The organism is Duncaniella dubosii (genome assembly GCF_004803915.1).
Taxonomy (GTDB): Bacteria; Bacteroidota; Bacteroidia; order Bacteroidales; family Muribaculaceae; genus Duncaniella; species Duncaniella dubosii.
On the sequence record NZ_CP039396.1, the window covers coordinates 400,339 to 426,062 of the forward strand.

The 25,724-nt window shown below is 49.7% G+C and carries 16 protein-coding genes; 8 read left to right on the forward strand and 8 right to left on the reverse strand.

Annotated elements, in window-relative coordinates:
- Positions 1-45: 45 nt before the first annotated feature.
- Entirely contained in the window at positions 46-870 is an 825-nt protein-coding gene (gene ispE, locus E7747_RS01720; RefSeq protein ID WP_136413736.1) for a 4-(cytidine 5'-diphospho)-2-C-methyl-D-erythritol kinase, read from the reverse strand.
- Between the two features lie 1,099 nt (positions 871-1,969).
- On the opposite strand from ispE, the gene dnaB reads away from it, so the two are divergent.
- From dnaB to E7747_RS01750, 6 genes are all read left to right on the forward strand, one after another.
- Positions 1,970-3,538 (forward strand): replicative DNA helicase, encoded by a 1,569-nt coding sequence (dnaB, locus tag E7747_RS01725; RefSeq protein ID WP_123613017.1) that lies wholly within the window; start codon positions 1,970-1,972, stop codon positions 3,536-3,538.
- A 115-nt stretch (positions 3,539-3,653) separates the two neighbouring features.
- Entirely contained in the window at positions 3,654-4,712 is a 1,059-nt protein-coding gene (locus tag E7747_RS01730; protein ID WP_136413738.1) for a leucine-rich repeat domain-containing protein, read from the forward strand.
- Positions 4,713-4,940: 228 nt separating this feature from the next.
- Positions 4,941-5,720, forward strand: a complete 780-nt coding sequence (gene mazG / locus E7747_RS01735; protein WP_136413740.1) for a nucleoside triphosphate pyrophosphohydrolase — start codon at positions 4,941-4,943, stop codon at positions 5,718-5,720.
- A 158-nt stretch (positions 5,721-5,878) separates the two neighbouring features.
- Positions 5,879-6,655 carry a hypothetical protein gene (locus E7747_RS01740; protein WP_136413743.1) on the forward strand — a complete coding sequence of 259 codons (777 nt, stop codon included), beginning with the start codon at positions 5,879-5,881 and terminating at the stop codon, positions 6,653-6,655.
- Between the two features lie 123 nt (positions 6,656-6,778).
- Positions 6,779-9,598 (forward strand): M16 family metallopeptidase, encoded by a 2,820-nt coding sequence (locus tag E7747_RS01745; protein WP_455550228.1) that lies wholly within the window; start codon positions 6,779-6,781, stop codon positions 9,596-9,598.
- A 183-nt stretch (positions 9,599-9,781) separates the two neighbouring features.
- Entirely contained in the window at positions 9,782-12,460 is a 2,679-nt protein-coding gene (locus tag E7747_RS01750; RefSeq protein WP_136413747.1) for a 4-alpha-glucanotransferase, read from the forward strand.
- Positions 12,461-12,638: 178 nt separating this feature from the next.
- Here E7747_RS01750 and E7747_RS01755 read toward each other — a convergent pair whose 3' ends face one another.
- From E7747_RS01755 to E7747_RS01780, 7 genes are all read right to left on the reverse strand, one after another.
- Positions 12,639-13,397 (reverse strand): TIGR02757 family protein, encoded by a 759-nt coding sequence (locus E7747_RS01755; protein ID WP_136413749.1) that lies wholly within the window; start codon positions 13,395-13,397, stop codon positions 12,639-12,641.
- A 36-nt stretch (positions 13,398-13,433) separates the two neighbouring features.
- Entirely contained in the window at positions 13,434-14,555 is a 1,122-nt protein-coding gene (locus E7747_RS01760; RefSeq protein ID WP_136413751.1) for a TlpA disulfide reductase family protein, read from the reverse strand.
- 137 nt (positions 14,556-14,692) lie between these two features.
- Positions 14,693-19,180: a pectinesterase family protein gene (locus E7747_RS01765; protein WP_136413753.1), complete on the reverse strand. Its 4,488-nt coding sequence runs from the start codon at positions 19,178-19,180 to the stop codon at positions 14,693-14,695.
- 390 nt (positions 19,181-19,570) lie between these two features.
- Positions 19,571-21,208, reverse strand: a complete 1,638-nt coding sequence (gene groL / locus E7747_RS01770) for a chaperonin GroEL (RefSeq protein ID WP_123613008.1) — start codon at positions 21,206-21,208, stop codon at positions 19,571-19,573.
- Between the two features lie 92 nt (positions 21,209-21,300).
- Positions 21,301-21,576: a co-chaperone GroES gene (locus tag E7747_RS01775; protein ID WP_136413755.1), complete on the reverse strand. Its 276-nt coding sequence runs from the start codon at positions 21,574-21,576 to the stop codon at positions 21,301-21,303.
- Positions 21,577-21,923: 347 nt separating this feature from the next.
- The gene (locus E7747_RS17345) at positions 21,924-22,115 is read right to left on the reverse strand and encodes a lysophospholipid acyltransferase family protein (RefSeq protein WP_317130218.1); all 192 of its coding nucleotides are present in this window, start codon (positions 22,113-22,115) and stop codon (positions 21,924-21,926) included.
- Positions 22,085-22,594: a lysophospholipid acyltransferase family protein gene (locus E7747_RS01780; protein ID WP_317130219.1), complete on the reverse strand. Its 510-nt coding sequence runs from the start codon at positions 22,592-22,594 to the stop codon at positions 22,085-22,087. Before E7747_RS01780 ends, E7747_RS17345 begins: the two co-directional genes overlap by 31 nt.
- A gap of 395 nt (positions 22,595-22,989) precedes the next feature.
- Here E7747_RS01780 and E7747_RS01785 point away from each other — a divergent pair, with 395 nt between their 5' ends.
- Complete coding sequence (locus E7747_RS01785) at positions 22,990-23,664, forward strand: succinate dehydrogenase cytochrome b subunit (RefSeq protein WP_136413757.1); 675 nt, start codon at positions 22,990-22,992, stop codon at positions 23,662-23,664.
- 78 nt (positions 23,665-23,742) lie between these two features.
- Complete coding sequence (locus E7747_RS01790; protein WP_123613347.1) at positions 23,743-25,722, forward strand: fumarate reductase/succinate dehydrogenase flavoprotein subunit; 1,980 nt, start codon at positions 23,743-23,745, stop codon at positions 25,720-25,722.
- Positions 25,723-25,724 lie beyond the last annotated feature (2 nt).

Genomic DNA, 25,724 nt, shown 5'->3' on the forward strand with positions numbered 1-25,724 from the left:
GTGGATAACGTTCAATCATCCAATAAAAAGGAGTGCATTGGGCTATCATTCAAACCTGTCGGAAAAGACAGTGCAACCAGGGAAACGATCTGTCAGTCTTTCTGACAAAATGTCACTTTCAAAAATTCCGTAGACCGCCGAGCCAGAGCCAGACATAGCGGCATATACCGCTCCAAGCTCTATGAGGCAGTCCTTGATTTTACTGACAGACGGATAGGCCGGGAAAACCGATGCCTCGAAATCATTTTTAACCTGTCCCTGCCATTGCGTAGGCGGAGCTGAAATTTTATCTGCAAGCCTTACTGTCGGTTCAGCAGGTGTCACACGGCTGTAGGCCAATGCGGTCGGAACGCTTACTCCCGGCTTCACAATGACAATGCCATAACCTTTAAGATTCAGGTCGACCGGGGTGAACTCAGTTCCGATACCTGTACAAAGCATCGGACGGTTATAGACAAAAAACGGACAGTCCGCTCCCAGCCCGGCAGCGACATCGGCAAGATTCCTGTCGCTCAGACCAAGAGCAAAAAGCTGATTGAGCCCGACAAGTGTGAAGGCTGCATCGGCCGAACCTCCTCCAAGACCGGCACCGTCAGGAATTATTTTCCGCAGATATATGTCGACAGGCGGTAATCCGATTCGTGAGGAAAGAGCATTATAAGCCTTCATTACGAGATTTTTTTCCGGAGGACAGTTTACCTCACGTCCGGTGACTGTCAATGTCGTTTCGCTCCCTTTGGCCGGGACTATCTCAAGGACATCACGCCACGGAACAGGATACATGACTGTTTCGATGTTATGATAACCGTCGGGACGCTTGCTAACGATGTCAAGCCCGATATTGATTTTGGCATTTGGAAATAAAATCATGACAACAAGTAAAAAAACTCTTTATAAATTCGTTTAAATTCTGAAGTACATATATTTCCCACGAGGCAACGCCAGTCTTTATAATATACTTTTATTTTAAGGTAAAACCAAAGCACTTTTGGCGGTTTACATCTAAACCGCCATCTTTTATCAGTCGCATTACCATAAATAAAATCTTAAGGTTGCCAATGTATATGAATAATATGCAGCGCAAATTTACATATAAACCGTGAGCTTTCTACTCCGAGAGAATAAAAATGTCAAAGCATTCACGGATAACGACTCGAATCGTCAGTAATCAGTCAGGTCATGAACTACGTTCACTAAAACAAAACGACAATTATTTTATTAGTAATCTTCTGCGACGTTACTTGGCTTTGTCAGGCACTTAATAAGTGAGGAGCTACCAATCTCTGAGAGTTGTACACACAGCGGAGCGACACCACCGGGAATGTATAATTTCTATTGACAAATCTCACCGAAATTCAAAATATTTTAGTACCTTAGCGAACACTTAAATATGCAACCATGATAGGAATAATTCTTTGGGCAATACTTATCATATTCATCGTCATTTGCTCCTGTCCGGGTTTCTTGACGTTCTTCTTTTGCGTGGCTCTTCCTGTGGGTGTCGCCGTGTTTTTCTGGCGAGCTGGGTTAAAGACAAACTTTCAATGTAAATAAATATAATTCAGCAGACTATTCATCCAAGGCAGGAAAACCAGTAACAACGATAGCGGATTTATAATCTGTCGAAAATCTTGACAAGATAACAACTGAGACCGTTAGGTGGGGAGGAGATTCAGAGGCTGTTTAACAGTAAAATATTGGTTTTAGCTGGCATCGTGTTGTAGCAAAACGATTTTGAGTTTGACGAGCAAGAAAAAAGGAATAATCAGTTTCCACATAATCAGCCAAATAGGCCGTCAAACTCCATGATTTTTTAAAGCAAAACGACAGATTTTAGCAGTTAATTTTGCATGACCGCACCATTTCGGAGCTAAAAAATCCTTAACTTTGCAACTGAAAACATTCTCCACTCTCACAACCCTCACCTCCACACACTACAGTTAAACTCAAATCCCCATAGACATCAATCATGCCACAGGACTCCAACAGTTACACCTCCCGCTCTGGCCGACAGAAACCGCAACATGTCTCAGTCTTTGATCATGGAGGACGCATCCCTCCGCGCGACAACGATCTTGAAGAAGCCGTGCTCGGAGCATTGATGCTTGAAAAGGATGCCTATACTGTGGTGTGTGATATTCTTAAGCCCGAATCATTCTACGAACCGGCCAATCAGAAGATATATGCTGCCATTCAGAGTCTCGGTGCTTCCCAGCAAAGCATCGACATGCTGACTGTCACCGAGAAACTTCGACTGATGGGCGAACTTGAAGGAGCCGGCGGCCCTCTACGCATTTCAGAACTTACATCGCGTGTGGCGTCGGGCGCTCACGTTGAATTCCATGCCCGAATCGTGGCGCAGAAATATCTCGCGCGCGAACTTATTAAATTCGCTTCTCAGATTGAAGCTCAGGCTTTCGACGAAAGCTACGATGTCGACGACCTGTTGCAGGAAGCCGAAGGCAAACTGTTTGAAATCTCGCAGCGCAACGTAAAGAAAGATGTCACACAGATTGACCCTGTCATCAATGCAGCGATTGAGCAAATCCAGACTGCAGCCAACCGTACTTCTGGTCTTTCCGGTCTTGAATCAGGCTATCATGAACTTGACAAGCTTACATCGGGATGGCAAAGGAGCGACCTTATAATTATCGCTGCGCGTCCTGCGATGGGTAAGACAGCGTTTGTATTGTCAATGGCCAAGAATATGGCGGTTGACTATAATATCCCGGTGGCTATATTCTCGTTGGAAATGTCGAATGTGCAGCTTGTCAACCGTCTGATTCAGAACACCTGCGAAATCGAAGGTGAAAAAATCAAGAGCGGACAGCTCTCACAGATGGAATGGGACCAGCTGATGTCGCGTGTAAAGAATCTCTACAGCGCTCCGCTCTACATTGACGACACTGCATCACTGTCGATATTTGAACTCCGCACCAAAGCCCGTCGCCTTGTGCGCGAACACAATGTGTCTTTCATCATCATCGACTACCTTCAGCTCATGAATGCCTCAGGCATGAAATTCGGCTCGCGCGAACAGGAAGTCTCCATGATCTCACGTTCGCTAAAACAGCTCGCCAAGGAACTCAACATCCCGATTGTTGCCCTTTCGCAGCTCAACCGAAGCGTTGAGTCACGTGGCGCTGACAGCAAGGACGGCAAGCGTCCGCAGCTTAGCGACCTCCGTGAATCGGGTGCGATCGAACAGGATGCCGACATCGTATGTTTCATCCACCGTCCGGAATACTACTTGCGCTCTGGTGTCGACGCTGCCGGTAACGACATTCGCGGACTTGCCGAATTCATAGTTGCAAAACACCGTAGCGGCCGCGTGGACGATGTCAAGATGCGCTTCAAATCGCGCTATGCGCGTTTCGAAAACTGGGAGGGCGAACTCGAAATGACAAGCGGAAGCAAAGTGTCGCGCCTGAATTCCGGCGACGATGGCTCGTCAGATTCATTTGCCTCCTCAAGCCCCTTTACGGGTGGTTCTGCCGACATACTCGGTGCGACATCCGACGATGTTGCACCGTTCTGACAGTCAGCATCTCATCCTCGATTTTAGTGCCTTCGTCCATAAATAACGCATTCTTAAAACTTTTTTTAACTACGGTTTGTTAGATAATTAAAATTAACAAATCAACTATTGTTTTATGAAAAAAGCGTTATTAATCATTGCACTCATGCTTGGAAGCGTGGCTGCATCATCAGCACAGAATCTAGACAAGAACGAAGCCAAGCAGCTTAAGGCGTTCCTGTCAGAACCCTCCCGCGACGGGACCAACGCCTCGGCGCTCAAGGTTTCCAATATCGGTTCATTCGGCTCTATCGAAGGTGTCACCGTCGAGAACGGCCATGTGACAGCCATCGAATGGAAGGACAAGAAGCTCAGCGGCGCTCTCGACCTTTCCGGTTTCAAGGCTCTTAAGAAAGTTGACGTGTCGCGCAACGACCTGACTTCGCTCAGCGTCGAGGAATGCGCCCAGCTGACCGAACTCAACGCCGGACGCAACAAGATTTCCGAAATCGATCTCAACGGCTGCGAGAGCCTCCAGAAAGTGGCCGTCTATAAGAACCGCCTGACCGACATCAGCCTCTCCGACACCCCGATGCTCGAGAACCTCAACGTCTCCAACAACCTCTTCGTCGAGCTGAGCCTCGCCAACACCACAAGCCTCAAGACACTCAACTGTCAGGGCTGCCACCTCGAGGTACTCAACGTCAGCGGATGCACCAACCTCAAGAACCTCTACTGCGGCTACAACAAACTGTCATCCGTGACACTCGCCGGAGTCGAGAACCTACAGAACCTCAACGTCGACGACAACGAGATCACGAACTTCATCGTCTCTGGTCTGCCCTCGCTCGCGACGCTCATCTGCTCCGACAACAACATGACCACCCTCGGCGTACGCAACTGCAACGCGCTCCTCGACCTCGTCTGCTCCTACAACGACCTCACAACCCTCTCAGTCGAAGGCTGCCCCAACATCCAGTATGTCGACTGCTCCTACAACGACCTGACCTCGCTCGACCTCTCCAACCAGACATTCCTGCAGCGTCTGCTATGCAACAACAACCAGCTGACAATGCTCGATGTCTCATTCGACCAGGCGCTCACCTACATCAACTGCCGCTTCAACACGATCACCGACCTGCGCACCGTAGCCTGCAACAACCTCCGCATGGTGGCATGCCAGTGGAACTACTGATCGCAGCCGTCAGCAAAGCCTGACACCCGATCTCGATCCCCAATCAAGGACTGATTGACGCACTAAACATAAAACACTCTCCGGCCGGGAGTCCTTTTGGGGCTACCGGCCGGAGTTTTTTATTTCAACCGTATGTTGGATATACCTCTTTGTTTTCGTACCTTTGTGCATCAAGTTACTACAAAACATATACATCAGCAATTAAACTTGTAACACTAAGAATCAACCATGCATACACGCGAAGAAAAAATAGAAGCGCTCGGACGTGTGATCGACACTCTTGACATCCTGCGCGTCAAATGTCCTTGGGACGCTAAACAGACCAATGAATCACTGCGCCCGAACACAATCGAGGAAGTCTATGAACTCTGCGACGCACTCATAAATTCAGATGACACCAATATCCGCAAAGAACTTGGCGACGTGTTGCTCCACGTGCTTTTCTATGCGAAAATCGGAGAAGAAAAAGGAGCTTTCGACATCGCCGATGTCTGCGATGCGCTTAACACAAAATTAATCTTCCGCCATCCACATGTGTTTGGCGACACAGATGTAAATTCAACTGACGATGTGCTCCGCAATTGGGAAGAATTAAAGCTAAAGGAAAAAGGTGGCAACAAAACCGTACTGTCAGGTGTCCCCGCAGCGCTACCGGCAATGATCAAGGCTGACCGTATTCAGGAAAAAGCATCAAACGTCGGTTTCGACTGGGAGCGTCCAGAGCAGGTATGGGACAAAGTAAGGGAAGAAATGGCCGAGTTTGAAGAGACCGTAGCCGAAAAATCGCCCGAACGGATGGAGGAAGAGATGGGCGACCTGCTTTTCAGCGTCATAAACGCCGCACGCCTCTATAAAATCAATCCCGAAAACGCACTTGAAAAAACGAACAAAAAATTCATTGCCCGTTTCAATCATCTCGAAAAGCGAGCTCATGAAATGGGAAAAGAACTCCGCGACATGACACTTGCCGAGATGGATTCAATCTGGGAAGAGGCCAAAAATCTGTAATCTCACCTCTTTTCAAAGACCAACAGTTCGGTAATTTTTGAGCAGGCATAGCTGTATCGCACTGATACACAATAGTTTGCATCGATATTGAATTGTTGTATCTTATTGATATTCAATTGAATATGCAAATTTTACCGAACTATTGAAAGACCAGACTGATGAACTATAACGAACTCAACGCTCACCCGCGCGACCCCTATCTTGATTTCGATGCCGAGAGCCATACATACACCCTCGGCAACCGCACACTCGTCTCGGTGACCAACATTGTCGAAGACTGCTTCCCGAAATTCGATGCCGACTACTGGGCGCTACGCAAAGCTCCGGCCATGGGACTCACCCCTGAAGAACTAAAAGCGAAATGGGAGGACAACGCGCGCCGCTCACGGACACTTGGCACTGAAATGCACGAGAAAATCGAACGATATTATCTCGGTGATGATGCCGGAGATGACGGAGATGCCTATACCCTGTTCCGTCACTTCGCAGCAGCCGAACGCCTCTACCCCTATCGCAGCGAATGGCGCATATATATGGAAGAATATGGAGTCGCCGGTACTCTCGACTTTCTTGAACGCCGTCCTGACGGGACTTTCAATATCTATGACTGGAAACGGTCTAAGAAACTCATCGCAGCCGATGGCTCTGTCGAACAGACCAACCGTTACGGAAAGCGAGGCTTCTATCCCGTCAATCATCTCCACGACTGTTCATTCCACCACTATGCCCTACAGTTGAGCATCTACCGCTACATCCTTGAACACTGTTACGGAATACAGGTCAGCCATCTGAAACTCGGAGTATTCCATCCTGACTATTCGATGGCCTACATTGTCCCAGTCCCTTATCTTGCCAATGAAGCGGAAGCCGTCTTGCGCAACCATGCGGCCATTATGGCAAGAATCCCTGAATTGAGCGCCGCGACAGAGTATTAAATTTAGTTAAAACAATTTTAATTGCGTAACTTTTAATAATATGCTTACGTCTAATATACCATAATAACTATTAAACCATTCATTTTTTATCCATTCATCATTATGAAAGCTACATCCAGACTGATGTCGGTGCTCGTGCTCCTTGCGTGTGTGCTCTTCCCCGGCATAGTCAGAGCTCAGGGTCAGAACCCAATGCTCCAACCGCTTCCCGTTGACACAGCAGTGCGCATCGGCAAACTGCCAAACGGCCTGACCTATTATATCCGCCACAACGAATACCCCAAGGGACAGGCTGATTTCTACATCGCACAGAATGTAGGTTCGATTCTCGAAGAGGACAACCAGCGCGGTCTCGCACACTTCCTCGAACACATGTGTTTCAACGGCACCACCAATTTCCCCGACAACCAGCTTCGCGAATGGCTCGAATCGATCGGCGTGAAATTCGGTGCGAACCTAAACGCCTATACCGGTGTCGATGAAACCGTCTATAACATCAACAACGTCCCCGTCGCACGCGAAAGTGTACAGGACTCTTGTCTCCTCATTCTCCACGACTGGGCCAATGACCTGACTCTCGATCCGAAAGAAATCGACAAGGAGCGTGGTGTCATCCATGAAGAATGGCGTCGTTCGATGCAGGGACAGATGCGTATCATCGAAAAACTCCTCCCGATTGTCTATCCCACATCTAAATATGGACATCGTCTTCCTATCGGAACAATGGAGGTTGTCGATAATTTCGCTCCGCAGGCTCTCCGCGACTACTATGAAAAATGGTATCGTCCCGACCAGCAGGCAGTTGTTGTCGTAGGCGACATCGATGTTGACCGCATCGAAGGTAAAATAAAAGAAATGTTCTCGTCAATCGAGATGCCTGAAAATGCGGCAGAACGTAAATACGAACCTGTCCCCGACCATAAGGGCACTATTTATGCCATCGGAAGCGACCCCGAGCAGAAGACTCTCATTGGCCAGCTCATGTTCATTTCCGATCCTCTCCCCAAAGAGATGAAAAACACCCCCATGTACTATGCGCAAAGCTACATCGAGGGCATGATTGGCGCTATGATCAACAACCGCCTCTCTGAAATCTCATCCAAGCCTGACGCTCCATTTGCCGGGGCCGGTGTCAATTTCGGAGGCTTCTTCCTCTCGTCGAAAGTAAAGGATGCTCTTACCGCCTCAGCTGTCGCCAAGGGCAACGATATCATCGAACCTCTGAAGGCCGTCTACCGCGAGGTGCTCCGCGCACAGCGCGGAGGTTTCACTCAGAGTGAATACGAACGCGCACGCAACGAATACATCTCATCAATCGAACGTGTCTACAACAACCGCAACACCCGTGAAAACAGCACATTTGTAAGCGAATATGTCGGCAACTTCAAGGATGGCGATCCTATTCCCGGAATCGAGGCTGAATGGCCACTGATCCAGCAGATAGCAATGAGCATCCCCGTACAGGTCATCAACCAGACAATGTCACAGGCCATCACGCCCGACAACCGCGTTCTCATGGTGCTGTGTCCTGAAGCCGAAGGAATGACCAATCCGACCGAACAGCAGCTGGCTGACGCACTTGCTTCGGTAGATGCGGAAACTATCGAAGCATTTGTCGACGAAGTGAAATCCGAACCTCTCATACCCTCCGACCCGGTAGCCGGTACTGTTACCTCAACCGTGAATAATGAAAAGTGGGGAACTACCGAATGGACTCTTTCAAACGGTGCTAAAGTCATCATCAAATCAACCAAATTCAAGGAAGACGAAATTCTTTTCACAGCCTATGCCAACGGTGGATATGCCGACTATTCAGCTGACTACGACAACTCGCTCATGTTCCTTCCTGTTGCAATGCAAGCTTATGGCCTCGGTTCCTACACCAACACCGATCTCAGCAAATATACTGCCGGAAAGCAGGCTTCGCTCTATATAAGCTTCAGCAACTACAGCCGTTCAATGGGCGGTTCGGCAACACCAAAGGACCTCCCCACTCTTATGGAAATGGTCTACATGGGCTTCAAGGACATAGAATTTACAGAAGATGAATTCGCAGCTCTCCAGAAAGCCTACAGCGGTATCCTCGCAAATCAGGAAAAGAGCCCTGAATATATTTTCCAGAAATCACTGCTCTCTACCCTCTATGACTCTCCGCGCAATCAGGCCATCAATTCATCCATCATTGAGAAAGCATCGCGCAATCAGATTCTTGAAGTTGCTCACGCGATGACTGCCAACGCTGCTGACTGGACATTCATTTTTGTCGGCAATGTCGATCCGGCAACACTCCGTCCGATGGTTGAAAAATATATCGCCTCGCTCCCCGGCGACGAAAAGACAGCTGTAAAGGAAGTGAAATCCTACAATCCCGCATTCTTCATGAAGGGCGGCGACAAGACTGATACATTCTCGACTCCGATGTCGACACCTCAGACCCACGTTGCGATCATCGAAAAAGGCGATATGGAATTCACTCCAAAAAATTCGCTGCTCGCCTCTATCGCAGGTCAGATTCTGACAAACCGTCTTATAAAGACAGTCCGTGAGGATATGGGCGCCGTCTACTCTATCAGCGCAAGCGGACAGCTCGACCGTACAGGACTCTCACCGGCCTCCCTCATGACATCATTCCCGATGAAGCCTGAAATGAAAGACGAAGTCCTCCCCTTCATCAAAGGCGAATTCAAAGCCATGGAGACCAACGTGACCCCCGATGAACTAAATCCGATCAAGGAATATATGGTAAAAGTGTTCACCGAAAACAGAGAGAAGAACCCTGCATGGCGTTCTGCAATCCTCGGCACACTGGCCAATGGCGTTGACACGTTCAACGGAAATGTCGACACAGTAAACTCTATCACGGTTCAGGATGTGATGGACTTCATGAAAGCCCTTAATGCCCAGAACAATTACCGCGTCGTTATCCTTGCCCCCGAAAAATAAACGCAAATAACCGACTTCACCAATCACGGAGCATGACACCTCATACGTCATGCTCCGTTTTTTGTTTTTTTAGCTAAAAATATACTTCGGTCCAAGCATTTTGCTTTTCAATATTTAGGCTTTTTTAGTTTGAAAATATTAACTTTGCCTCTTATTAGGAAATATCATTATTATATCATACTTATGAAACTTACCTTTAATGTCAATTACCGTACCGAATGGGGCGAATCTCTGTTCCTGACCGGCTCGGCCGAAGCTCTTGGAGGCAGTGATCTGTCAAAAGCCGTCCCCATGACACTCTCCGGGACTGAGACATGGAAAGCCGAGGTGGAGATTCCTGATTCAGTAGAGGAATTCTCTTATGGCTACATTGTCCGCCACGACAACGGCTACGTCCGCCATGAATGGGGCAAACCGCGCCGCTTCACACACGCACCTGAAGCTCATTCATTCAGAATCTTTGACCGTTGGCAGGACCAGCCGATGGATAAACCCTACTACAGCAGCGCATTCACCGACTGTATCTGCCACCGTGGACAACGCGACGAACCCGTTGTCCCTTCATCGGGAATGCTTACTCTTTCGGTTGACGCACCGATGATTGCTCCTGACGAAGCTGTAGCTGTAAGTGGCGAGGCCAAGGCTTTCGGAGAATGGGATACAGAGAAAGTTCTCCGCATGAGCGATGCAGCCTATCCGACTTGGACTGTCAACATACCGGCTGCCGGATTAGAACCGGGAAGCGATTATAAATTCCTGATAATAAAGAAATCGACTGGAGAAATCGTCGCTTGGGAAGGCCGTGACAACCGTCACATCGACATTAAACTCACCCGTTCTAACGAATCGGTTATAAGCGCCGGCGAACGCTTCGTCAATCCTCTTGCTCCATGGCGCGGCGCAGGTGTCGCGATTCCTGTGTTCTCGCTCCGCAGCGAAGAAGATTTCGGTGTCGGCGATTTCATGGATTTGAAACTAATGATTGACTGGGCGGCGCAGACCGGTCAGAATTTTGTCCAGCTCCTGCCGATAAACGACACTACAATGACCGGCTCGTGGACCGACTCCTATCCCTATAACGCCAATTCGACATTCGCGCTCCATCCGATGTACCTGCGCCTTTCAGCAATGGGACGACTGGACAACGAGGAGCGTCAGCATTATTTCGAAGAACTTGGCCGCGAACTCAACCGACTCCCTCAGGTTGACTATGAACGCGTCAACAACGCCAAAAATGAATTTACTCGCGAACTGTTTGCACAAAACGGCGAAGCAACCCTCGCCTCCGACGAATTCAAGGCTTTTTTCAATAAGAACGAATCTTGGCTTACACCCTACGCGGCCTTCTGCGTGCTTCGCGACAAGAACGGCACTCCTGACATGTCGAAGTGGGGCGATTATGCCGTTTATGACGAAGCAAAAGTCAAGGACTTCATCACGCTCCATCAGCTCGACATCAACTACGTCTACTATATCCAGTTCTATCTTGACAAGCAGATGCGTGAGGTACGTGACTATGCACATTCACACGGAGTAGCCATCAAGGGAGACATTCCTATCGGGATTTCGCGCACCAGCGCCGACGCATGGATTTCGCCACGCCTTTTCAATCTCGACTGTCAGGCCGGAGCTCCGCCGGACGATTTCTCGGTGCTCGGACAGAACTGGGGATTACCGACCTACAACTGGGACGAAATGGCCAAAGACGGTTTCGCATGGTGGAAAGCCCGTTTCCGTAAAATGGCCGAATACTTTGATGCCTACCGTATAGACCACGTGCTCGGATTTTTCCGCATCTGGCAGATTCCGATGGATGCCGTACACGGACTGCTCGGAGTATTTAACCGCGCCCTGCCCTATTCGCCTGACGAACTTCGCAACAGTTACGACTTCTGGATTGATGTCGACCGGCAGACACGCCCATATATCATGGACTATATGCTCAACGCCTTCTTCGGCGACTATACCGATGAATGCCGTGACCGCTTCCTCATCGACGAAGGCTATGGTCGATACCGTCTGCGCGACGAATTCAACACCCAGCGAAAAGTCGCCGATTACTTTGCCGGACTGGAAAAAGACGACAAGAACAACCGCATCTGCAACGCTCTTCTCGGCCTGATCGACGAAGTGCTCTTCGTGGAAGACCCATACGAAAAAGGCAAATACCATCCCCGCATCTCGGCTCAGTTCACCTTCGCATATCAGGCTCTCAACGATTATGAGAAATGGTGCTACAACCGCATGTATAACGACTTTTTCTACCGTCGCAACAACGACTTCTGGTATGGCAAGGCCATGTGGAAACTACCACCGCTCACCGATGCGACCGACATGCTCGTCTGTGCCGAGGACCTTGGTATGATTCCTGCATGTGTCCCTGCGGTGATGAACAATCTTCAGATTCTCGTCCTTGAAATCCAGCGCATGCCTAAAGATCCCAATTCCACATTCGGCAACACATGGAGTTATCCTTACCGTTCGGTATGTACGACCTCCACACACGACATGGACGGTATCCGCCGCTGGTGGGAAAGTGACCGCGATGCAACCCAGCGCTATTACAACGAAGTTCTCGGCGAACCCGGCCCTGCACCCCAATATGCCGAACCGTGGATTTGCGAGCGTATCATCCGCATGCACCTGCAGTCGCCTTCAATGCTCTGCATTCTCCCGCTTCAGGACTGGCTGTCAATCGACGGAGTGCTGCGCCGTCAGGATCCACGCGAGGAACTCATCAACATTCCGGCAAATCCGCGTCACTACTGGCGCTACCGCATGCACCTGACCCTCGAAGACCTCAACGGACAAAAAGAATTCAACAACCGTCTCCGTGACGAAATCACCAACTCCGGCCGATGAATAGAATAATAAAAAACATCATCGCGTGACAATATGATTTAAAGGCGTGAACCAGCAGCGGTTTCACGCCTTTAAACTTATTTAACGTATAATCGCTTGCTTCTGAGTATTCAGGATATGACTGATAAGCGGAATATAAATCTGTAATTTTTTATCAAGTGAGAAAACAATTACAGCTTCATGCCGATTCCGAAAAGGGCGAAGTCGTAAATTGTCGGGTCGGCGGGGTGAAACGGCGGAGATGGGCGGTTACCTCATCGACCGAACGGCGGTCGTTGGCCTTGCGGGTGAGCAGTCCGAGCTCACGCGAAATGTCGCCGACATGGACATCAAGAGGTATATAGAGCTGGGAAGGGTTGATTACGTCCCATACCCCCATGTCGACAATACCGTCGTTTCTGACAAGCCAGCGCAAAGCCATATTCACACGTTTGAGGGCTGTTGTCGATAGATTCTGTGGCAGACATCGGGATGCAAACTCATTGTTTGCCGGATCGGTCCCCTCCAGAACACGGTTTATACCCTCGACCAGTCTCCACGCCGGAGCTTCTGATGCAGCAATCCCCTCGCTCCGTCCAAATTCCTGAAGCGAACCGTGGCGCAAGTAAATTACACGCAGCCCACGGAGGTAGTGTTTGAGATGCTGCGTGAAAAAAGTGCGGTGGATATTCTGTCCGTCAGGCAAATCCTCATAGCCCTCGTCCATAACGTAGGCATACGGTTTGTTATCCATGAGCGCGAGCAGACGGTCGCAGTTACGGCATATCATCTTTCGGTTTCCCCATGCGATGCCGGAAGTCAGCAGAGCGGCTATCTCTATGTCTCGGATATCTTCAAATCGCCGTGGAAACTGAACGGGATCGTCCTCAATGAAAGACGGCGAGTTGATTCTCGCCGCCTCTGTATCAAGGAGATTTTTTAGATCTATTTCTGTCATAGTCTATGTTTCTTCAGTCTTTTGGATCGATCTGTTTCAGAAAATCACATTTGTATCCGTATTCACTGCAGCAGTATCGTTGGCTGATGTCGTGGCTGGGATTACGAGAGCCTGCGGCTCGTAGGTAGACATTGCTTTGTCAACATCGTCGATGAGAGCCTGACTCTGCTTGTCGCGCGACACTATGATGCCCTCAGGATTGATGAGTATGATGCAAGGTATGCCGGTGATACCGTAGAGGTCTGTCGGGACATTCTGGGCATTGATGATGCAGGGCCAGTCAAGACCGTGGCTCTTGATGGCTTTAAGGGTGTTGTCAGGTTCATCCCACACGGCTACACCGAGGACATCAAGGCCCATATCTTTGTATTTTGCATAAAGTTCCTTTATGACCTTTGTCTGACGGATGCACGGACCGCACCAGCTTGCCCAGAAATCGACGAGCGTATAGCGCCCGGGCTTCACATAATCGCTGAGTTTCTCAGTCTTTCCGTTGTAGGTCACCGAAAAGTCCTTGTAGTGTTTGCCTTCGGAAGTTTCTGCACGGGCAAGAAGCGAGTTGCGGAGAGTCTGCACACGTCCTGACGAAGCGAGATTCGCATCTGCTGCTATCGCAGCGTCAATCTGTGCAAGATCCATTTCATATGCCATCTGGAGGAAATAGTAGAGACCGAGAGCATTGCCTTTGTTTTCAGAATAGGCCTTTGATGGTATTGCCTCATATTCTGCCTGCAGAGCCTTGGCCTTCGGCATCTGAGTGGAATCATTCTGGTCTATGTTCTGGTACTCACCGACAATTTCTTTCATACGTTTGGCATATGTCTCCATTTTGGCGTTTAGCGGAGTGCCGGAAGCAACTCCTTCAGGAGAAAGCGCCACATTTCCCTCTTCTACAATGAAAATCGGGCCACGCGCACCGTCGACCACCAGACGTCCGATAAAAGGTGACTGAGAGTTGCCTGAAAACTTAGCCTGACCGTCAGCAACAATTACTGAATCAACCTTCTGACCGTTGTCCCAGTTGAGAAGATAGGCCATTGTATTGTTTTTCTCAGCCGGCACATTCGCTGTCACAGAATAGTTTGACTGCGCGTTGATAGTGCAGGCGCTCACTGCAAGCATTCCGGCAGACAGCGCAAAAATAATTTTTTTATCCATAAATAACAATGTAGTTTATTGAGACAAAAGTACGTAAAATCCATCAAACAGCCAAACCGTCCATACGTAATAAAAGCTCCCGACTGATATATGCCGGGAGCTGATATAGAGCTGAATGTCTTTATAGTGGACTATCCTTACTTCACAACGACTTTTGTAGTGACGGTGCGGCCGGATTCGAGAGTATCAACCTTGATAAGAACACCCTGAGTGCCTTCGTTCACGCGGATGCCCTGAAGATTATAGTAGACGGTGGAAACGACAGCCTCTTCAGCCGAGATGCCGTCAATGGCAGATGTCGCGCCTCCGACGGCAACAGCCTCTCCGAGACCACCCATTTCGTTGGCTGCACGGACAGAATAAACTTCACCCGCACGGCCTACCTCTACCTCAAACTGAGGCTCGATTGTAAAGGCGATAACCTTGCCGTCCTTGCATACTGCCCAACAAGACACGTAATCGCTATTATCCCATGAAAGCAGACCGTTTTCAAGAGTGACATTGGCCGGGGCCGGAGCCTGCTCAGTGTAGCTTGCGGGATCCCAGTCGTCGTCCGAACCCATGACGGCCTCATAGCTCATAGCATCGGCTTCTTCCTTAGTCAGCACAGGATTGTTTTCGTGTGAATCGGCAAAAATCTTCTTGCGCTGGCTGAGATCAATCACTGTTCCGGTAGAAGTCATCGAATTGTACTCGGCAAAGCGTGCAGGCCAGCCTCCGCTCATTTCGTTCCATCCGATTGCCGAAGGCTTGACTGTCATTTTGGTGTCGATATAGAGAGCAGTCGGCGTACCCTTGCCCCAAGGACGGCCGAGAGTATAGTTGCCGTCGATGTCATCTTTCTCTCCTACAATCTCGCAATCCTTGAATACATAACCATACTTTTTAGGATTGGAAGGAACAGCAAGGTAGCCACCCTTCTCACACATCTGTAGAGTAACGGCATTGTAATAAACGTCGCCCTTGCCGCAGAGGAAGTCAGTGCGTCCACGGAGGAGACCGCCTTCAAAGTAGAAACGACCCTGATCGTTGTTCGACACATAGGTATCCTGATAAGCCCATAGACAAACATCCTTCATCATTGTCTTGTCAGAACCATCGTTGAGCACGATGTCTCGGCCACGCGAATCACCCATAGAGCTCTTCATAGTCAGATTTTGGAAATAGGTAGATGTAGCGGCCTTGTCTAGACGAAGAACATCGCCCTTACCTATACCTTCAAGAAGATTTGCCGTACCGGAACCATTGTTGCCCTCACCTTCAGGCACGGTATTGGTTATGACCACTCCTTCCATGCTTTCGCCGATTAACGAGATATTAGGTGTATTGATATATGTGGTGGGATCGGGATAAGCCTTGCCGTCGCTGCCGGTCTTGGTAGCTGTAGTGCTTGCGGGAATCTTATAGAAACCGTCGTGGATGAAGATGCGGAAACGCTTGGTCTTGTCTTCACGCGCACCTGCAGCCTTTATGGCAGCCACAAGTTCGTCTACATTGCTGACCTCTGCATCATAGAGAGCCTTGGCCACGACCGGACGCGTCTTGGTAGTGAAGCGGATCTTAATCTCGTCACTGATTGAATTGTCAGTAAGGTCCATCACACTGTTGGCGGGAAGTGTGAACGTGTAGTTGGTAGCGTAGGCAAGATTCTTGTACTGGAAAAGTATGGTCTTGCCTGACACCGAAGGCGTGAGCACCTTGTCGCCGAGAGTAGCCGTCGTTCCCTCCTTGACCTTCACCTTCTCGTCGAATGTAAGCACTATCTTGCCGTTAATCGAGGCCGACGAAGATCCATCCTCGGGAATAAACGAAACAAGCACAGGTGCCGTCCCGTCGTCAATAAGCTTGCTTGTTCCGAGGATGTAGCTTGCTCCGATACAAGCGCCGTCATTGTCAGACTTAGTTCCGTCAATTTCGGAATCACGGTCGGCAATCCAGCGGATATATACGGCTTTCTGATTGTTTGCCTCAGCGGGGAGATCAAACTCTCCGTCGGTCCAGTTCTTTGCTCCCTGCATGAAGAGAGTGCCCACAGTCTGCCAGTTTTCACCGTCAAGCGAATACTGCACATTGTATTTCTGATAGGCATTGTAGTTGTAGACCATAGCGGTGATTACCTTGAGGTCAGTGAAAGCCTCGGCATTGACCATAGTCTGCCAATAGTATTTTCCAAGACCGTCGGTGCGCCAGTTCACACCACCGGGACGCCCCTCATAGCCACCGGCCGAAGCACTCTTGTCGAGCCAGCCCTGCGAATTGCCCGCCTCGTCGCGAAGCACCAGAGCAGCAGCGTCATTGTCGGCCGCAGCGAAGTCAGCGACGCGTCCGTTGTTGCCCGCACGGTGGAAATCCCATCCGGCAACGAAGTCAATCGACGAGTAGCTTGCGGTAAACGACTTGTCAGCATCCATTACAAACTGTATTTCGCTCGATGACTGACCATCGTTCCAGTTAGTGAACGTTAGAATCGGGTTACTGCTTGCAGTGAGGGTCACGGTCGTGCCTTCCTCATACATGTTCTTTCCATCGACAACAGTCGGAGCAGGAGTCGGAGCGACCATGTAACTGTTAGCTCCACCCTCGACATTATAGTCAAGCGCGAATGTGCGGAGCGCTTCGAAATTAGCAATGATTTCCGAATTAGCGTCGACGACGTATGTGAACGAAGTTTCAGCCGACAGTTCCTTGCCTGCACCATCTGTCCAGTTGATAAATCTGTAACCGAAATTGCGGGCAGCCGTAAGAGTCACTTCCGTGCCGGCCTCATATTCCTCTGCCGAGGGATAGGCTGTCACCTTGCCTGCGCTCTCAATGTTCTGAGAAAGTTTGAGAGTGTATTTATCAACAGCCTCGACTGTTCCGTCAAGAATACCGTTGATACGGACATCGGAAACAAGAAGACCCTTGTTGTTGGCATAGCCATTGTTCATGACGAGACTAAAACCATCGCCTGAAGCAAGAGCCTTCTGCTGCTCGGGAGTCAGAGCGTATTCAAACTTGACTGTATATGAATCGAGAGAGCCTTTGGCATCCTCAGCCTGAGTCTTGTTGTTGCGGTGAGGAGTAATCGAGGCAAATTCAACAGATTCCCCGCCGGTGATCTCGCCACGGACAGTCACATCATTGCCTGTGCCATCAGTGCCGTCACGTCCGACATAGAAGCTGACGCTTACAGGAGTAAAGGTCAGCCCCTTGGCAGGCTTAACCGTCCACTTGATTATGTCAGACGGACCGTTGGCCGACGTAATGTCGACAAACTGTATGTCAGGGCACATAGTTGTGCTGATAACCTTTTTGAAAGTACAAACACCGATATCGAAATTAGCTATCGAGAAAGCTCCCTCAGGCATAGCCACGACATCTTCCATGAAACTTGATGAATTGAAGGCCCATACGACCGACGCATCCTGATTTTCGAAAGTAGTGCCGGCAAGGTCCTTGGGGACTACAGGCAGAAGCACCTGAATGTAGCGATAGTAAGATCCGTCGCCGATGACGAGATCAACGAACTCTGCCTTGCCCTGACAGGTGAAGGACGGATTCTTAGTGCCGTCGGCAATAGAAACGCCGTCGACAGTCGTTGTTGTCGGCGAATTGTATGCCTCGGTCGAAACTACAGCGCCTTTACATGACGGAACTTTAAACGTAGTTCCGGCATTCATCTGCGCCCAGTCATTCCAGTTGCCGTTGGCAATCTTGCCACCGTTGTTTGTGTCAAAGTCAAGTTTCACATCAATGATTTCAGTACCGATTTTGGCCTGAGCTACCCAGAAACCTGTGACATTCTGAAATCCCACTGTGGGTGCTCCGTTCTGACGCTGGAAATCCCACTTGATTGTGACGGGATCTTTGCGGTCAGCGAGCGCGACGGCGTTATCGACGAAAACAGGAGTCAGTGAGACAGGGGCGGTGACTGTCATAATCTCACCGATTTCATAGTTCTTGCTTCCGTCGGTCCAGCCAACGAGAGTCTTGCCATCCTGATACATGGTGAAGTTTGCCGGTATGGTGAAAGTCTTGCCAGATTCAACCTTCGCAGACTCGGGAAGGATGCCGGAATCGACATAGTCACCAAAACCGAATGAAACCTCATACTCGTCAAGGAGCTCAGAGGGATTGACCTTTTCAACTGCAATGTAGGGAGTGTAGCTTCCACCTGCTATCGTAAGGGTGGCGGCATTACCTTTATAGACAGCCGAAGCGATGTTTCCGGTCTTGTCATTGTGATAGCAGGCACCGGTGTTTGTATTGAAGGTGGCAACAGTTTCACCGTCGGCATTTTTGACAGTCACATCTCCACCCCAAGCGCATGTGCCCATAGAAATCCTCACAGGACCTTCGACAGTCACAGTAGAGCTGAAATTACCCCAGCCGTGCTCATTTGAATGAAATTTGCCTGATACCACAATTGCAGCGGAAGCATCGTCAGCTGCAACACGCGAAACAGCACCGTCGGCAGCGACGGCAACTCCGAATGTAGTCGATGACTTATCGGCAATCTCGCTATCGGTAAGCATGTTGCCATTGGTCAGATCCACTCTGATATCCTTAAACCCGGCACGCGCCGACTGGAATCCCAACAGGCACGCCAGAACAAGGACAACATTCCAAATTCTTTTTGTCATGAGTAGAAATTAATAATAATTGGTATTAAATTTATTGATAATAAAATAGTGATGTCACATCAAGCCACTTATTGTAATAAGCCATAAATCAGCTACTAAGCGAAAATGTCTCTGAATGCAAAACTACAACTTAATTCGCTAATATACAAGCGTTGAGCAAAGAAATATTAAAATATTTTAAAAATTCATGTCTGAATATATTTTACCGACATAAAAACTTTTGAAGACGGAAATAACTACTCAAAGTTAATCATACACAAAAGCGTTCAAGGCATTGCAAAGCATAAAAAACCGGTCCGTTCAATCTATCTAAGAAAGAACGAACCGATTTTTGAATTTTATTTTATCTTCCTTGGTTCAGGAAGAGTCAGGTCGACTGTTATGGAACAATTACATCATGCCGCCCATGCCACCCATACCGGGTGCGGGCATTGCGGGTGCAGGATTTTCTTCCTTCTTGTCTGCGATAACGCAAGATGTGGTGAGGAACATACCTGCAATCGAAGCGGCGTTCTCAAGAGCCACTCGTGTAACCTTTGCAGGGTCGATGACACCCGCAGCGAGAAGGTTTTCATAATTTCCAGTGCGGGCGTTGTAGCCGAAATCTGCGTTTCCGTCCTTGACTTTCTGAACGACCACAGCACCTTCCTCACCGGCATTGGCAACAATCTGGCGAAGCGGCTCTTCGATGGCACGGAGGACGATATTGATACCTGTGGTTTCGTCATCGTTAGCACCTTTCAGATTTTCGAGCGACTTCACGCAGCGGATATAGGCCACACCACCACCGGGAACGATACCTTCGGCGATAGCCGCACGGGTTGCAGAGAGAGCATCGTCAACACGGTCCTTCTTCTCCTTCATCTCAACCTCACTGGGAGCACCGATGTGGAGCACGGCAACACCGCCTGCGAGCTTTGCGAGACGTTCCTGAAGTTTCTCGCGGTCATAGTCGCTTGTGGTCTGCTCGATCTGAGTCTTGATCATAGCGATGCGCGATGCGATAGCCTCCTTGTTGCCGGCACCATTGACGATTGTGGTGTTCTCTTTGTTGACAGTGATTTTTTCAGCACGTCCGAGCATGTCAACAGTAGCTGTAGTGAGCTGCATGCCCTTTTCTTCCGAGATGACCACACCGCCGGTAAGCACTGCGATGTCCTCAAGCATTTCCTTGCGACGGTCGCCAAAACCGGGAGCTTTCACAGCACAAACCTTGAGCGAACCGCGGAGACGGTTGACAACAAGAGTTGCGAGCGCTTCCTGATCGACATCCTCAGAGATGATGAGAAGGCCACGGCCAGACTGTGCGGTCTGTTCGAGTACGGGAAGGATATCCTTGATGTTAGAGATTTTCTTGTCATAGATGAGAATGTAGGGACTTTCCATCACACACTCCATCTTTTCTGTATTGGTCACGAAATAGGGTGAGATGTAGCCACGGTCAAACTGCATACCTTCAACGATATCAACAGTAGTTTCAGTGCCCTTGGCTTCATCAACAGTGATGACACCCTCTTTCTTCACCTTCTTCATAGCCTCGGCGATTAGATGGCCGATAGCCTCGTCATTGTTGGCAGAGATACGGGCAACGTCCTCGATTTTCTTGAAATCGTCACCGACTTCCTCGCTCTGAGCCTTGATGCCTTCAACGACAACGGCAACCGCACGGTCGATACCACGCTTGATATCCATCGGGTTTGCTCCGGCAGCAACGTTCTTGAGACCGACGTTGATAATAGCCTGAGCGAGCACGGTAGCAGTGGTTGTTCCGTCGCCGGCATCGTCGCCGGTCTTGGATGCCACTTCCTTCACGAGCTGTGCGCCCATGTTCTGGAATGCATCTTCAAGTTCGATTTCGCGAGCCACGCTGACACCGTCCTTGGTGATATGGGGTGCGCCAAACTTCTTCTCAATGATTACATTGCGGCCCTTAGGACCGAGTGTCACTTTCACGGCATCGGCGAGAGCGTCGACACCCTTCTTGAGCTCTTCGCGAGCCTTTATATCGAATTTAATTTCTTTTGCCATTTTATTCTTAAAATCTAAGAGTTATCGTTTATAAAAATCCTCAAGGGATTACTATTTATCTTTCTGTCCTGATAATTCCTGAACGCAGAGAATTACTTTTCAAGAACGGCAAGGACATCGCTCTGACGCATGATGAGATATTTAGTGCCGTCAAGCTCGATTTCAGAACCTGCATATTTGCCGAAAAGGACTTCGTCGCCGGCCTTAACGACCATTTCCTCGTCTTTTGTACCGTTGCCGGTAGCCACGACTGTTCCACGAAGGGGTTTTTCCTTTGCCGTATCGGGAATGATGATACCGGCGGCTGTTACTTCTTCGGCAGGAGTGGGGCTAATCAGCACTCTGTCAGCTAATGGCTTGATATTCATAGTTTCTGATATTATAAATGATTATTATTGATTAATTTTTTAATTACTTTAAGGTTAGTCGGGTCACGCGACCCGTCGCCTCTGCTTCATGATATCGCATAAATCGTGCCAAAGGCAAGGATTGTCAGTCGCGACTGACAAAATGTCAATCAGGCAGACATGTGGACTCATGGCATAATGACAAGACCGGCACACAGCGCCGGCTATCTATATTCAGAAACATTTTAAAAGGCACGAAAGTTCAGGCTCTCAGTAAAAAGCCATCCGTAGTTGCCGACAACAACAATACAATGACATCACATCGGGTCTTGTATATACATATTTATAATAAGGAGGCAATATCCAGATCAGAGTACTGAAGCAATTGAAGAACGAGACTCTTCCATTAGCCTTGAAAGATCATGACCGTCAGTCGAAGGGAGTATGGGTTTATGTATTGTCAGATGGATATGTCCCGGGACAGGCAGTTTCTTGAATCGCGGAAGCACCTTGAATGCGCCGTCAATGGTCAGCGGCACGACAGGGAGATTAAATTCCACGGCAAGTCGGTAGGCCCGCGCTTGAACGGGCGCATCTCGCCGGTCCATGTCCTCGCACCTTCGGGAAAAACCACAAGCGACATTCCTCCACTCAGCAGGCGCTCGGCCCGCTCCATTGTGCGGCGAGTGGCGGCAGGCGATGAATTGTCGACAAAAATCTGCTTTGCCCAGCGGCATGCCCACCCGACAAATGGAATTTTCTGAAGACTCTGCTTCATCATCCAGCGGAAATTATGGCCGAGATAGCCGTAGACAGTAAAAATGTCGTAAGCCCCCTGATGGTTGGCTACGAACATATAGCTGACCTTTGAGTCGATGTTCTCGCGGCCACTGACGGTCACCCTGACAAACGCCAGCCAGCAAAACAGACGCGACCAGAGGATTTCAGGATAATATCCCCACCATCCGCCGAAACCGAGGCCGAACCAATGACTGTAGCGACGGCGGTGAGAATAGTCGCCACTATCAGAAGCGGACACATGATGACCACCTGATAGATGCGATAGAATATGAGCAAGATTGCTGGCATGTGCGTATGTTTTTAGAACGTCCTTAAAAGGTTTACATGGCGCTTGGGCCGTTTATTGCTCACAAAAATACACATAATTTCTAAAAGAGTCAAAAAATGTGTGGAATATCTCAGAAACACATCTGTCACGAAACAAAGAGGTTGATATTAGTTAAAGAAATTTTTCTTTAATTCTTGTAAAGACCGATGTTTTGACGTAACTTTGCACTATCAAGAGCACAATGCGCATCTTTGGCAATGCCGAACATAGAATTCCGGCCTTCGGGTCTCGGGAATCTCTCATTTTCCCATAGCACAATTTCATAAATCCAATCTAATAATTTCTAATTTCATTTCCAAACTACTATGTGGTTAACATGCTCATCTATAGGAAGGAAGTTCGTGATGGCACTCACGGGCATTTGCCTTGTCCTATTTGTCACGTTTCACTGTCTGATGAACGGAGTGGCTATTTTCTCGCCTGATGGCTACAACGCTATCTGTGCATTCCTCGGAGCCAACTGGTATGCTCTCGTAGCATCAATCGGCCTCGCAGCCCTCGCTATCATCCACATCTGCTATGCAGTGTGGCTCACCATCCAGAACCGCAAGGCCCGTGGCAATGACCGCTATGCAGTCGTTGCAAAACCCGCACAGGTTGAATGGGCTTCGCAAAACATGCTCGTGCTCGGCATCGTGATTCTCGCCTTCCTCGTGGTCCACATGATTCAATTCTGGGCCAAGATGCAGCTGGCAGAAATCCTCGGCGAGCACTTCCCCGATCCACAAAACGGCATCTACTTCATCAACGAAGCCTTCAAGCTCGTGTGGACACCCATTGTCTACATCATCGGCTTCATCGCCCTCTGGTTCCACATGAACCACGGTTTCTGGTCAATGTTCCAGAGCTGCGGATGGGACAACGACACATGGCTTCCGCGCCTCAAAAGCATCGGCTTCTGGTGGACAACCATCGTGGTTCTTCTCTTCATTGCCGAAGCTATCGTGTTCACAGTCCGTGCCCATAGCGGATGTTTCTAATCTCATCGTTAACAATCCCACATCACAGATATGGCAGACAACAAGAACCTTGAGGGTATGATCGACTCTACCCCCATCATGAAGGATTACGCCGACATCGAATCCTCCAAGCTTCCTGAATATCAGATTGATTCAAAGATTCCCGAAGGCCCTCTCGCCCAGAAGTGGACCAACTATAAGGCTCATCAGAAGCTCGTGAACCCCGCCAACAAGCGCAATCTCGACGTGATTGTCGTAGGTACCGGTCTCGCAGGTGCGTCAGCAGCCTCGACTCTCGGCGAACTCGGCTTCAACGTGCTCAACTTCTGCATACAGGACTCACCCCGCCGCGCGCACTCAATCGCAGCTCAGGGCGGTATCAATGCAGCAAAGGATTATCAGAACGACGGCGACTCTGTTTACCGCCTCTTCTACGACACCATCAAGGGCGGTGACTTCCGCTCGCGCGAGGCAAACGTCTATCGTCTCGCAGAGGTGTCAAACAATATCATCGACCAGTGCGTGGCTCAGGGTGTACCTTTCGCACGCGAATACGGCGGCCTCCTCGCCAACCGTTCGTTCGGTGGCGCACAGGTGTCGCGTACATTCTATGCTAAAGGCCAGACAGGCCAGCAGCTTCTCCTCGGCGCTTACGCTTCGCTCAACCGCCAGATCAAGAAAGGCACTGTGAAGTCGTTCAACCGTCGCGAGATGCTCGACGTAGTAATCATCGACGGCCGCGCACGCGGTATCATCGTCCGCAACCTCGTCACCGGTGAAATCGAGCGCTACGCCGCTCACGCAGTGGTGCTCGCTACCGGCGGTTATGGCCGTGCATTCTTCCTCTCGACAAACGCAATGGGCTGCAACGGTTCGGCCGCAGTTCAGGCATTCAAGAAGGGAGCTTATCTTGCCAACCTCGCTTTTACACAGATTCACCCCACCTGTATCCCCGTCCACGGCGAAGACCAGTCGAAGCTCACACTCATGAGTGAATCGCTCCGTAACGACGGCCGCATCTGGGTACCCAAAAAGAAAGAAGACGCCGAGGCTATCCGCGCCGGCAAGAAGAAGCCGACCGATATCCCCGACGAGGACCGCGACTTCTATCTCGAACGCCGCTATCCCGCCTTCGGTAACCTCTGCCCCCGTGACATCGCCAGCCGTGCAGCCAAGGAGCGCTGCGACGCAGGCTTTGGCGTAGGTACAGGCAACGCCGTTTACCTCGACTTCAAGTATGCGATCAACCGTCTTGGCGAAGATGTCGTGCGCGATCGCTACGGCAACCTCTTCGACATGTATCAGATGATCTCTGACGATAACCCCTATGAAACTCCGATGATGATCTTCCCCGCAAGCCACTACACAATGGGCGGCATCTGGGTTGACTACGAGCTCCAGACTTCAATCAAGGGTCTCTTCGCCATCGGTGAATGTAACTTCTCCGACCACGGAGCAAACCGCCTCGGTGCGTCGGCTCTCATGCAGGGTCTCGCCGACGGTTATTTCGTGATTCCCTACACAATGCAGAACTACCTCAGCGACCAGATCAAGGTTCCCCACTTCACAACCGATGCCAAGGAGTTTGACGAAGCAGAGAAGGCCGTACGCGCCCGCATCGAAAAGCTCATGAACATCAAGGGAACAAAGTCGCCTGACCAGATCCACAAGCGTCTCGGCCATGTGATGTGGGATCTCGTTGGTATGGGCCGCACACTTCAGAGTCTCGTCAAGGCTCTCGACGAAATCGAAGAAGTACGCAAGGAATTCTACACTGACCTCCGTGTCGTAGGCCGCGCCGACGACCTCAACACCGAGCTTGAAAAGGCACTCCGTCTCGAAGACTTCCTCGTGATCGCCAAGATGATGGCCATCGACGCCCTCAACCGCAACGAATCATGCGGCGCACACTTCCGCGAAGAATATCAGCTCGCCGACGGCGAAGCCGCACGTAACGACAAGGATTACATGTATGTTTCCTGCTGGAAATATACAGGCGACAACGAAAAGCCCGTCCTTCTCAAAGAACCCCTCAATTACACCGAAATCAAGGTTCAAACACGTAACTACAAATCATAAGC